The 12,129-nt window shown below is 71.8% G+C and carries 9 protein-coding genes; 5 read left to right on the plus strand and 4 right to left on the minus strand.

The window, feature by feature from the left end:
• Positions 1-61: 61 nt before the first annotated feature.
• The 4 genes from ACZ7PG_RS01945 to ACZ7PG_RS01960 all read right to left on the minus strand — a co-directional run bounded on the left by ACZ7PG_RS01945 (position 62) and on the right by ACZ7PG_RS01960 (position 6,661).
• Positions 62-1,273, minus strand: coding sequence for a PucR family transcriptional regulator (locus ACZ7PG_RS01945; RefSeq protein WP_470237207.1), 1,212 nt, complete (start codon positions 1,271-1,273; stop codon positions 62-64).
• Positions 1,274-1,335: 62 nt separating this feature from the next.
• Positions 1,336-3,141: a rhamnogalacturonan lyase gene (locus ACZ7PG_RS01950; RefSeq protein WP_470237208.1), complete on the minus strand. Its 1,806-nt coding sequence runs from the start codon at positions 3,139-3,141 to the stop codon at positions 1,336-1,338.
• A 29-nt stretch (positions 3,142-3,170) separates the two neighbouring features.
• Positions 3,171-5,438: a cellulase family glycosylhydrolase gene (locus tag ACZ7PG_RS01955; RefSeq protein ID WP_470237209.1), complete on the minus strand. Its 2,268-nt coding sequence runs from the start codon at positions 5,436-5,438 to the stop codon at positions 3,171-3,173.
• 146 nt (positions 5,439-5,584) lie between these two features.
• Positions 5,585-6,661, minus strand: a complete 1,077-nt coding sequence (locus ACZ7PG_RS01960) for an ArsR/SmtB family transcription factor (RefSeq protein ID WP_470237210.1) — start codon at positions 6,659-6,661, stop codon at positions 5,585-5,587.
• 105 nt (positions 6,662-6,766) lie between these two features.
• Here ACZ7PG_RS01960 and ACZ7PG_RS01965 point away from each other — a divergent pair, with 105 nt between their 5' ends.
• The 5 genes from ACZ7PG_RS01965 (at position 6,767) to ACZ7PG_RS01985 (ending at position 12,023) form a co-directional block, all read left to right on the plus strand.
• Positions 6,767-7,516, plus strand: a complete 750-nt coding sequence (locus ACZ7PG_RS01965; RefSeq protein WP_470237211.1) for an amino acid ABC transporter permease — start codon at positions 6,767-6,769, stop codon at positions 7,514-7,516.
• Positions 7,516-8,244, plus strand: a complete 729-nt coding sequence (locus ACZ7PG_RS01970; protein ID WP_470237212.1) for an amino acid ABC transporter ATP-binding protein — start codon at positions 7,516-7,518, stop codon at positions 8,242-8,244. The genes ACZ7PG_RS01965 and ACZ7PG_RS01970 overlap by 1 nt, the downstream gene beginning before the upstream one ends.
• Before the next feature lie 21 nt (positions 8,245-8,265).
• Positions 8,266-9,087 (plus strand): ABC transporter substrate-binding protein, encoded by an 822-nt coding sequence (locus ACZ7PG_RS01975; protein ID WP_470237213.1) that lies wholly within the window; start codon positions 8,266-8,268, stop codon positions 9,085-9,087.
• Positions 9,087-10,919 (plus strand): CocE/NonD family hydrolase, encoded by a 1,833-nt coding sequence (locus tag ACZ7PG_RS01980; RefSeq protein ID WP_470237214.1) that lies wholly within the window; start codon positions 9,087-9,089, stop codon positions 10,917-10,919. Before ACZ7PG_RS01975 ends, ACZ7PG_RS01980 begins: the two co-directional genes overlap by 1 nt.
• A 126-nt stretch (positions 10,920-11,045) precedes the next feature.
• Positions 11,046-12,023, plus strand: a complete 978-nt coding sequence (locus tag ACZ7PG_RS01985) for an esterase-like activity of phytase family protein (protein WP_470237215.1) — start codon at positions 11,046-11,048, stop codon at positions 12,021-12,023.
• The last annotated feature ends 106 nt before the right edge of the window (positions 12,024-12,129 follow it).

Consider the following 12,129-nt stretch of genomic DNA (forward strand, 5'->3'; position numbering starts at 1 on the left):
AAGCATCTGAGTGCCTACATTTGGCCTAGTGTCGTTGTGCAAAGTGCACAGCGGGTACCGGTCACGGCACGCGCGGTGGCGGGAGGAAGGGCAGCGTGCGGACGACCAGGGCGAGCTCCAGGGCCAGGTCACCGCCGGTCAGCGACCGGCCGGTCAGCTCCTCGATCCGGTGGATCCGGTTGAGCACGGTGTTGCGGTGGCAGTGCAGCGCCTGCGCCGAACGCGTCGCCGAACCGCCGGTGCGCACCCACGTCGCGAGGGTCTCCAGCAGCGGGCCGCGTTCCGCCGTCCGCAGGTCCAGCAGGCCGCCCAGCCAGTTCTGCTGCAGCGACTCGGTCAGCTCGGGCGAGCTGAGCAGCAGCGCCTCGGGCAGCCGTTCGGCCAGGCAGACGACGCCGACGCGGCCCGGCGGCACCGTCCGCATCGCGAGGACCGCCTGGCGGTAGGCCGTGTGCACGGCGGCCAGCCCGTCGACAACCAGGGACACGCCGGCCGGCACGGTCAGCACCGACCCGATCGCCGCCACGGCGTCGGCCACCTCGCGGCCCGGCAGCGAGACCAGGCCGACGAGCACGTCCGCGCGCGACTGCCAGGCGGACGCCGACCGGAGGTCCTCGAGCGCGGAGCCGAGCGGCTCGGCGAAGGCGGCGTCGCCGGGCCCGGCGGCCGCGACGACGACGTAGGGCCCCGAGATCGGCAGGCGCAGCGCCCGGCCCGCCTCGTAGGCGAACCCCGCGTCGGCCGCCCGGCCCTGCAGCAGCCCTTCCCAGAGCGACGCGCGCCGCTGCTCGTCCGCGCGGACGAAGCTGCGCTCCGCCACGTGGTAGGCCAGCGCCACCTGGGCCGAAGTGGCGTCGACGACCTCCCACACGCGGGTCGCGAGGTCGAGCATCGCCTCGTTGTTGACGTACCCGGTCGCCCGGGCCTTCTCGGTCAGCGCCTGCCAGACCAGCCGCCCGCCGATCCGGAACGAGCGCAGCACGTCGTCGAGCGGCAGCTGCTGTTCGGCGCGGCGCCGGCCGGTCGCCTTCGCCGCGTCGTAGAGGTCCTCGCCGGTGCCGGCGCCCCGGCCGATCAGCTGCAGGACCCGGCGGAGGTTGTCGTGGCAGGAGCGCCACAGGTCGTCGTCGGGCACGACGTCGACCGTCCGGTAGCCGGGGTTCTGCTCGACGATGACGGCGACCAGGGCGCCGGTGAGCTCGTCGAGCTCGTCCAGCACCCTGGCCGCGAGCGACCACGCGGTGTCCCGGGCGTCCGCCCGTGCCTCGCCCATCCGCACCACCACTGTCACGCTCTCGCCGGCGGATCAGCCTACGTCGCCACCTCGGTTCCCGCTCACCTCGCCAGCGCGAAACCCGGGTGCGGCGGCTGGTTGTACGCGGTGTTCTGCCACGCCACGGCCTCCCGGTACTGCCGGTCCTGCATCAGCGAGACGTGCGAGATGCTCGTCGCGTCCGTGGTCGAGTAGATCCGCAACGCGCGGTTGTCCGACGTCGGCCAGACGACCTCCTCGCGCCAGTCGCCGAACAGGTCCGCCTGCAGCGACGGCGTGTTCTTGGTGCCGTTGTTCGCGTGCACACCGGACGCGGTCAGCAGCCTCGTGTCGGCGCTGGTGCCGTACTTGTCGATGTGGGTGCCGTCGAGCAGTTCGCGCTGGGCGTCGCCGTCCCACCAGATGACGAAGTTCGTCGAGGACGGCTTGCGCCCGATGTTCTGCCCGCTCGTGTTCAGCAGCCCGGACACCGCGGACGACCAGGACTCGGCGCCGGGACTGCCCGCGTAGACGTCGTCCGACACGCCGCGTCCGTTGTCGCAGGAGCACGACGCGTTCTGCCAGATGATCTGCCCGGTCTTGGCGTCGGCCATCCAGGCGGCCGGCTTCGAGGTGTCTTCGTCCACTTTGAACTCTTCCAGCCCGGCCCGGCTCGGGACGAGGTCGCCGACGTGCATGGCGTCGCCGTGGCCGAGCCGGGTGTTCCACAGTGGACTGCCGTTGTCGTCGACGGCCATGGCACCGAAGACGATCTCGTCGCGGCCGTCGCCGTCCGCGTCGGCGATGGCCAGCTGGTGGTCGCCCTGGCCCGTGTACTGCGACCCGGCCGAGTCGGAGTCGAACTTCCACCGCTCGGTCAGCGCGCCGCCCCGGAAGTCCCAGGCCGCGATGACGGTCCGGGTGTAGTAGCCGCGGGACATGATCAGGCTCGGGTGCGAGCCGTCCAGGTACGCCGTGCCGGCCAGGAAGCGGTCCACGCGGTTGCCGTAGCTGTCGCCCCACGAGGACACCGTGCCGCGGGGCGGGTCGTAGTTCACCGTGGACATCGCGGCCCCGCTCTGGCCGTTGAACATCGTCAGGTACTCGGGCCCGGACAGGACGTACCCGCTCGAGTTGCGGTAGTCGGCGCTGGAGCTGCCGATGACCTGGCCGGTGCCGGAGCGCGTGCCGTCGGCGGTCTTCATGGCGACCTCGGCCCGGCCGTCGCCGTCGTAGTCGAAGACCTGGAACTGCGTGTAGTGCGCGCCGGCGCGGATGTTGCGGCCGAGGTCGATCCGCCAGAGGCGGGTGCCGTCCAGCCGGTAGGCGTCGACGTAGACGTCACCCGTGTAGCCGGACTGCGAATTGTCCTTGGCGTTGCCCGGATCCCACTTCAGCACGATTTCGTACTGGCCGTCGCCGTCCAGGTCGCCGACGCTCGCGTCGTTCGCGGCGTAGGTGTAGCTCTCTCCGGACGGCGTCGTGCCGCCCGGCGGGATCTGGATCGGCACGTCCCGGGTGCTCGCCGCGGCCGTGCTGTCCAGGGTCAGCGACTTCTCCGCGGCGAAGGCCGACATGCGTTCGACACCGCCGACGACCGCCCGGACGGTGTAGTTCGCCCCGGCGGGAGCGCCCGCGTCGAGGAAGCCGGTCGGGCCACCGGCGGGTGTCTGCGTCACCCTCGTGCCGTCGCGGTAGACGGCGAACTCCACGCCCGCGGGGTCGTCGGCGAGCAACCGCCAGCCGACCCGGTTTCCGGCCGCGGTGTGGACGCTGACCACCCCGCGGTTCAGCTTGTCGAACGTCGGCGCGGTCTCCCCCGCCGCGACGCCCGGCAGCAACCCCGCCACCAGGACGCCCACGAGCAGGCTGCGACTCAACGTGAACATGCTCTTCTCCTTGTCTGCTGTGGACGGGTTCAGCCGGTCGTGCAGGTGCTGCCGTTGAGGGTGAACGAGGCCGGCGCCGGGTTGGCCCCGGTGAACGTGCCGTTGAAGCCGATGCCGGTCGCCGCGTTCGGGGCCAGCGTGCCGTTCCAGGACAGGTTGGTGGCGGTGACCGCGCCGCCGTTCTGCGTGAAGGTCGCGCCCCAGCCGGGCAGGGTCACGCGCTGGCCGTCGGCGTAGGTGAAGGCCAGCGTCCAGCCGGTGAGCGTGCCCGTACCGGTGTTGGTGATGGTCACGTTCGCCGTGAACCCGCTGCCCCCGCCCCAGGCCGGCGCGGAATAGCCGATCTTGCACGTGCCGGTGCCGCCTGCGACGGTCGTCACGGTCGCCGCCGGGGAGCTCGCCGAGACGTTCCCCGCCGCGTCACGGGCCCGCACCTGGTACCGGTAGGTCGTCGAGGCGGTCAGGCCGGTGTCGGTGAACGTGGTCGTCCCGGTCGTGCCGACCTGGGCGAACGTGCCGCTGCCGGTCGCGCGGAGGACGTCGTAACCGGTGACGCCGACGTTGTCGGTCGAGGCACTCCAGCTCAGCGTGGCGCCGGTCGACGTCACCGCCGACGCGGACGGCGTGCCCGGCGTCGTCGGGACGACGGTGTCCGCGGTGCCGCCGCCGTAGATGGTGGCTTCCTTCGAGGTCTGGCGGACGCCGTTCGCGCCGTTCAGAAAGCGCTCTCCCCACGCCGTCAAGCTGGCCGGGTTGAAGTTGTTCACCAGGTCGAGGTAGGCGACGTCACTGCTGTTGCCGCTCCACGACCAGCCGAGATAGCCGAGGCCGCGGGCCTGCGCCTGGGCCATGATCGTGTCCTCGTCGGGGTTGCCGTCGGTGTGCATGTTCCCGAACTCCCCCACCACCAGCGGCAGGCCGGCGGTGCGGAAAGCGTCGAAGTACCCGGTGATCTCGGCCGCGGTGTCGTAGACGCCGTACATGTGGATGGAGAACACCGTGTTGTGCCGCGGATCGGTATTCTCCACCGAGGCGGCGTTGTCGCGCATGATGTTCTGCCAGTCCTGGCCCCACATCGGCGCGTCGGCCATCAGCAGGTGTTCCAGGCCGGCGCCGCGCAGCCGGGTGATCGCGTTGCTCGTGGCGCTCGCCCAGGTCGCGCTCACCTGCTGGTTGTTGCCGAACGGCTCGTTGCCGAGGTTGATCACGACGTAGTTCTCCTGGCCCTTCAGGGCACTGGCGACGCTGATCCAGTAGCTCGCGGCCTGGTCCAGGCTCGCGGCCGCCCCCTCCTCGCCGTATCCCGTGGTGTCGTGCGCTTCGAGTACGCAGATCAGGCGGGACTGCTTGCACAGCGAGACGACGTTCGCGACCTCGGCCGCCGACGTCGGGCCCCACCGCTGGCCGCTGCCGAGCACCACGCGCACGGTGTTGGCGCCGAAGGACTTGATGTCCGCGAACGCGCCGGTCTGGCTGGGATACCAGGCGTAGGGGTGGTTCACGCCGCGCATGACGAACGCGGCGCCGTTCGCTTCGACGACCTGGGTGCCGCTGACGTGCAGGCCGGCCGCCGCCGTGGCGCCGGGCAGCGCCGCGACCAGGGCCGGGTACCAGCGGCTTTCCATCTTCTGGATGCCGGTGGTGCTGTTCGGGTGGACGCCGTCGGTGGTGTCGGCCGCGGTGTCGAAGCCCGTCCACTGGTCGGCGACGGTGATCGGCGACGCGGCGGTGCTGTGCGCCTGCGCCCAGGCGGGGATGGCACTGTTCAGGTCGACGACCCGCTGGGCGCAGGCGGCGCAGGTGGCCGGGTTCATCGGGATGATCTTCGCGACGACGAGCTTCGTCGCCGGGTTGCTCGCCCGCATCTGGCCGAGCAGCGTCGTGTAGGCGTCGAGGATCGTGCTCGCGGCGATGTTGCTCCAGACGTCGTTGGTGCCCAGGTGCATCAGGACGATGTCCGGCCGGGTGGCGGAAAGCCAGCCTGGGAGCTGGTTGTCCCGGACGATGCCGGTGGCGAGGAACCCGCCGTGGCCCTCGTTCTCACCGTCGTAGGTGAAGCCACAGCCCTGGGCGGGGAGCGTCCCGACGAAGTCGACGTCGGTGTGGCCGGTGTCCTGCAGGTGCTTCCACAGCAGGGCGCGCCAGCACCCGGGCGAGCCGGTGATGGAGTCACCGAGGGCCATGATCCGGGTGGGGGCCGCTGCGGTTTTCGCTGTGGCTGGGGCGGGGGCTTGGACGACAACGCAGGCGGCGAAGAGCAAGCCGACGACGAGCGCCCGGAGAACACGCCGGGTCATACCGATCCTCCTGAAGGAAGTCGACAGGGACAGTCGGCCTGGGAGCGCTCCCAGCACGGCAGTGTAACGGCTCGGTCACCGGCGCGAAAGTATCGGCGGATTCGACCACGTCGTCGAACGCGGTCGGTCCACAGTGGACGACAGCGTCAGCGCATGATCGTGGTGAGCACGTCGACCCCGAGCTGCATCAGCCGCTGGAGGTCGAGGCGGTGCTGGATCATCCGCCCGTCTCGGCGGGACACCAGCAGGCCCGCTTCGCGCAGGCGGCCCAGGTGGCGGGAGACCTGCGGCACCGTCATCCCCGTCCGCGCCGCCAGGTCGGACGTCGTGATCGGCTCGTTCACCAGGTGGCGGCACAGCGAGAGCCGGGCCGGGTCGGCGAGGATCGCCAGGCGCAGGCGGACCTGGGCGTGGGTGTCGCGGGCGCCGTCGCCCTCGACCGGGAAGTGCACCACCACCGGGAATCCCGGGTCGACCTTGACGATCAGGTGCGGCCGGGCGTGCACCGACGGCACCAGCAGGCAGCGGCGGCCGCGCAGGTCGGCGTGCAGCGACTGGAGCTTGTCGAACACCACCGACGGCGGGTCCTGCCGCGCCGCCGCGTTCGGGCTGAGCGAGGCCAGTGCCTCGGCGACCGGCAGTGCGCTGACCCGCGCCCGCACGGTCGCGCACTCGCTCTCCAGCCGGTGCGCGACGCGGGCCCACTCGTCGGCGAAGAACTCCTCGGCGCAGGCGCGCAGGACGTCCAGCAGGTCCGCGCGGAACGCCTCCGGGTCGCCGACGAGGTGCCGGGCCAGCTCGCCGCGGCCGAACGACCGCCGCTCGCACGCCGCGACGTAGGCCTCGCGCGCCGCCGCGTCGCCCAGCAGGTCGCCGATCTCCACGAAGCCGCCGTGGATCGCCTCGGCCGCGGTCGCGGCGAAGCTGCCGATCGGCATTTGCGAGAGCCGGCCCAGCTCCTCCTCGAACGTCCGCCCCAGCGGCAGCTCGAACGGCAGCAGCAGCCGGCAGCGGCGGCGCGCCCACAGCGGCGCGTAGGTCTTCAACCGGCCGTGCAGCGCGGCCGAGGTGTCCGCCCGGACGCGGGTGAGCCACGGCCGCACCTCGAAGTGGTGCTCCGGCTCGGCGATCGAATGCAGGCACGCGAGCAGCTCGGCCAGCGGCGAGACCCCGGCGACGAGATCGGCCGCCCGGGCCCCGTGAACCGACAGCACCACCGGCATGCGTGCAGCTTAGGCCCCATGGTTACCGCGGTCGCGGTAAGCGTCGGCGGCAGCGCGGGGAAACGGACCTAGCCTTCCGGGATCCGCGACACGAGAGGCCAGGTCATGCCCGACTTCCTGCGCACCTTCTTCGACTTCCACGAGATCCTGGGCGTCCTGCCTGCGCTGCTGACCGAAGGGCTGCGCAACACCCTGCTGATCGCCGCGCTCGCGATCGTCTTCGGCGTCGTCGCCGGGGTGCTGCTGGCGATGCTGCTGCTGTCCCGGCGGCGATTGCTCCGGCTGCCCGCCCGGATCTACGTCGACGTCTTCCGGGGGCTGCCGGCGATCGTCACCGTCAGCCTGGTCGGCGTCGGCCTTCCCGCGGCCGGGCTGCGGCCCTTCGGGCGCGAGCCGCTCGGGTACGCCGTGCTCGCCATCGCGCTGATCTCCGCCGCCTACTCGGCCGAGATCTTCCGCTCCGGCATCCAGGCCGTCCCCGCCGGGCAGCTGCACGCCGCGCGCAGCCTCGGCATGCCGTACCTCACGGCGATGCGGGTGGTCGTCGTCCCGCAGGGCGTGCGCAACGTCCTGCCCGCGCTGGCCGGCCAGTTCATCATCGACATCAAGGAGAGCGCACTGGTGTACCTGCTCGGACTCGGCTTCGGCCAGCGGGAGCTCTACTTCATCGCCCAGGAACGACAGGCGGCGACGTACAACTCGTCGGCCCTGGTCGCCGCGGGCCTCTGCTACCTGCTGCTGACCATCCCGCTCACCTACGCGGTGAACAAGCTCGACAAGCGCATGCGCGAAGGCCGCCGCATCCCCGCCGGACCGGCGCCGGTCGTGCCCATTCCCGCGAAGGCGGCCGTCTGATGACCGCGGTGTCCGTGCGCGGCCTGCACAAGAGCTACGGCCCGATCGAAGTGCTCCGCGACGTCGACCTGGACGTGGCCGCGGGCGAGACCGTCTGCGTGATCGGGCGGTCCGGCTCCGGCAAGTCGACCCTGCTCAAGTGCCTCAACCTGCTGGAGGAGCCGACCGCCGGGGAGATCCGGATCGGCGGCACGGCGATCACCGGCGCCGGGGTGGACGTCGACGCCGTCCGCGCCCGCGTCGGCATGGTCTTCCAGCACTTCAACCTGTTCCCGCACCTGAGCGTGCTCAAGAACGTCACCGCCGCGCTGCGGACCGTCCGGCGTCTCGGCAAGGACGCCGCCGACGCCGCGGCCACGACCCAGCTGGAGCGGCTCGGCCTCGCGCACCTGGCCCACCAGCGGCCCGGCCGCCTTTCCGGCGGGCAGCAGCAACGCGTCGCGATCGCCCGCGCGCTCGCCATGGAACCCGAGGTGATGCTGTTCGACGAGGCGACCTCCGCGCTCGACCCCGAGCTGGTCAAGGACGTCCTCGACGTTATGCGCACCCTCGCGGGCTCCGGCATGACCATGCTCGCCGTGACCCACGAAATCGGCTTCGCCCGCGAAGTGGCCGATCGCGTGGTGTTCATGGACGACGGCCGCGTCGCCGAAGCCGGTCCCGCCCGCGCCACCCTCGACGACCCGGAAACCCCGCGGCTGCGCGACTTCCTCGCCCGCGTCCTCTGACCGTCCGGAAAGGACAATCACATGTTCCGCATCGCTGTCGCCGCGTTCGCCGGCGCCCTCCTGCTCGCCGGCTGTAGCGGCACGTCGTCCGCCGACGACCCGTACGGCCTGCTCGAGCCGGGCACGATCCGCGCCGCCACGCAGACCAGCCAGCCGCCGTTCGCCTACGGTGACCCGACGGGCAAGCCGGTCGGGTTCATCATCGACGTCACCGACGAGGCCGCCAAGCGGCTCGGGCTGAAGGTGGACTACAAGTCGACATCGGTGACGTCGTCGCTGGCCGGGCTGACCAGCCACCAGTACGACCTGGCCGCCGCGGGGCTGGGCGTCACCGACGAACGCCAGAAGAACGTCTCCTTCACCAAGCCCCTGTTCTGGAGCACCACGGCGGTGCTCACCACCGCGAGCTCGACCGCCGCGAAGCTCACGGACTTCGCGGGGCGGAAGGTCGGCGCGGTCACCGGGTCGACGCAGGAACCGTTCGTGCCGGCCAAGATGCCGGGCGCGGTCCCGATCGGCTTCCCCAACGCCAACGCCGCGGTGAGCCAGCTGCTCAACGGCGCCCTCGACGCGTTCGTCGTCGGCGGGCCGGACGCCGAGCAGTTCCTCAAGCAGTACCCCGCGCTGCGGCGGGCGGCCTCGGCGCCGGTCGAGCATCCGACGTCGATGGCCGTGCCCAAGGACCACGGCGCGCTGCTGACCGCGCTCGACCAGCAGATCGGCGCGATGGTCGCCGACGGCACCTACGCCCGGCTCTACCGCAAGTACTTCACCACCGCGCCGCTGCCCCAGCTCGTCGCCGCCTGGCCCGCGCTGGGCGCGCAGTTCGCGGGCGGGCTCTGATGGGCGGGTGGGAACGGCTGGCGCTGCCCGGCGACGAGCCCTGCTGGCGGCTCGTGCTCGACGTCCCCGCGCGCGACGGCGTCGTCCTGGTCGCCGACCTCTACGCCGACCGGCCCGATCCCCCGCCCGGGCCGGTGCTCCTCGAGCGCACCCCGTACGGCCGCCGGCTCGTGCGTCCCTCCGACGGCCCCCTCGGCCCCGAGGTGGCCACGCGGCGGTTCGTCACGGGCGGCTACCTGGTCGTGCGCCAGGACTGCCGCGGCCGCGGCGACTCCGGGGGCACGTTCACCAAGTACCTCAACGAAGCCGAGGACGGCTACGACACCGTCGAATGGATCGCCGCGCAGGACTGGTGCGACGGCCGGGTCGCGACGATGGGCGTCTCCTACTCGGCCCACGCGCAGGCCGCGCTGGCGTCACTGGGCGCGCCGCACCTGGCGGCCATGTTCCTCGACTCCGGTGGCTTCGCCAGCGCCTACGAAGCCGGGACCCGGATGGGCGGCGCGTTCGAGCTGAAGCAGGTGACCTGGGCGTTCCACCGCGCCCGCACCAGCGCGGAGGTGCTCGCCGACCCGGTGCTGCGGGCCACTTTGGACTCCGAGGACCTGCGGGCGTGGTTCACCCGGATGCCGTGGCGGCGCGGCGCGTCGCCGTTGCGGTTCGTCCCGGCCTACGAGGACTACCTGCTGGAGCAGTGGGAGCACGGGGTGTTCGACGAGTACTGGCGGCAGCCCGGCATCTTCGCGCGCGGCTTCTACGACCGGTTCCCGGACGTGCCGAGCCTGCACATCTCCAGCTGGTACGACCCCTACATCCGCACCGCCACCGAGAACTTCCGCGAGCTGGGCCGCAAGAAGCACAGCCCCGCCTACCTCGTGCTCGGGCCGTGGACCCACGGCGCCCGCAGCGAGCGGCATGCCGGCGACGTCGACTTCGGGCCCGAGGCGCCGCTCGACGGGAACCTCGACGACGACTACGTGACGATGCGGCTGCGCTGGTTCGACGCGCACCTCGCCGCGTCCGGCGAAACCCCGCCGCCGGTGCGGTACTTCCTGATGGGCGGCGGTTCCGGGCGCCGGACGCCCGAGGGACGGCTCGACCACGGCGGCCGGTGGCGCACGGCCACCGCGTGGCCGCCGGAGACCGCCGAGGACCAGGTGTTCCACCTGGGCGCGGACGGCAGTCTCGCGCGCACGCCGCCATCGGCTCCCGCGTACCTCGACTACGACTTCGACCCGGCCGACCCGGTGCCCACCCTCGGCGGCCAGGTCACCTCCGGCGAGCCGGTGATGAGCGGCGGCGCGTTCCACCAGTGCCCCGACGAACGCTTCTTCGGCGCGGCCGAGCCGTTCCTGCCGCTGGACAGCCGGCCGGACGTGCTGGTGTTCCAGACGCCGCCGCTGACGCGGGACGTCGCGGTCGCCGGGCCGGTCACCGTCCGGCTGGCGGTGTCGTCCACGGCGGCCGACACCGACTTCACGGTGAAGCTGATCGACGTCCACCCGCCCAGCGCGGACTATCCGCAGGGGTTCGCGATGAACCTCACCGACGGCATCCTGCGCTGCCGCTACCGGGACTCCTTCGCCGAGCCGGCGCCGATGGTGCCCGGCGAGGTCTACGACATCACAGTCGAGGCTCCCGACACGGCGAACCTGTTCCGGGCCGGGCACCGCATCCGGCTCGACGTCAGCTCCAGCAACTTCCCCCGGTTCGACGTCAACACGAACACCGGTGCCCGGGAAGTCGGCGACCGCCGGAAGGTCGTGGCGACCAACCGGGTGCACGTCGACGGACGGTCGTGGCTGACTTTGGCGGTGCTGCCGGAAGACTGAGGGGTGGCCCGAATGGCCCAGTCCGATGGGAGGACGCGCGCGTTGCCCGTGGCCGGGCGGCTGGGTACAGTCGCCTGCGTCAAGATCATTTCTCGACGACGCCGCACCGGCCCTCAGGAGCACGACGTGCGTATCCCCCCTCGGTTCGCCGCATCCGCGATCCTCGTTTCGGCGCTGCTCACCGCGTCACCCGGCAGCGCGCAGGCCGCGACGGCGAAGTGGCCCGGCGATCCGGCCGTCACGGTCGCCGACGCCGCCGGCTACTTCGGCGAGAACCTCAGCGGGCTCTCGTTCGCGAGCGCCGACGAGCTGTGGGCGGTCAAGAACGGCCCCGGCACCCTCTACCGGCTCACCCGCACCGGCACCACCTGGGCGCCGGCGAGCGGCTGGCCGTCCGGGAAGAAGCTGCACTACCGCGACGGCAGCGGTGACCCGGACGCGGAAGGCGTGGTGGCCACGCCCGACGGCGTCTTCGCCGCGACCGAGCGGGACAACGACGAGGACGGCAGCCTGCTGAAGGTGCTGCGGTTCGACACCGGTGCGTCGTCGGCGTCACTCAGCGCGGTCGCGGAGTGGAACCTCACGGGCGACCTGCCGTCGGTCGACGACAACGGCGGCTTCGAGGGCATCACCTGGGTCCCGGACTCGTTCCTGACCGCCGGCGGCTTCCGCGACGACCACACGAAGGCGGCGTACGACCCGGCGACCTACGCCGGCCACGGCACCGGGCTCTACTTCGTCGGCCTCGAGGACGAGGGCAAGATCTACGCCTACGCGCTCGACCAGGCGGGCGGCGGGTTCACCCGGGTGGCGACCATCGCGTCCGGGTTCCCGAAGGTCATGGAGCTGGAGTTCGACCCGGCGACGGGCAGCCTCTGGTCGGTCTGCGACGACACCTGCGACGGCAAGACGGCGACGCTGAAGATCACCGGCGGCAAGTTCACCGTCTCGGCGACGTACGCGCGGCCGTCGAAGATGCCGAACTACAACAACGAGGGGTTCGCGATCTCGCCGCAGTGTTCCGCCGGGCGCAAGACGGTGGTGTGGTCGGACGACGCGAACGACGGCAACCACGCCCTGCGGGCCGGGACGCTGTCCTGCTGAGGAAAACGCACTTAGCCTCCCGCTTACCTTTGTTACTCCGAGTGCACTAATACCCGCCTTCCTGATCACCGGTTCGTGTGATTCAGGACGGCTTTGGGTATGTGGG

The sequence above is a fragment of the Amycolatopsis sp. NPDC114504 genome (assembly GCF_055633595.1).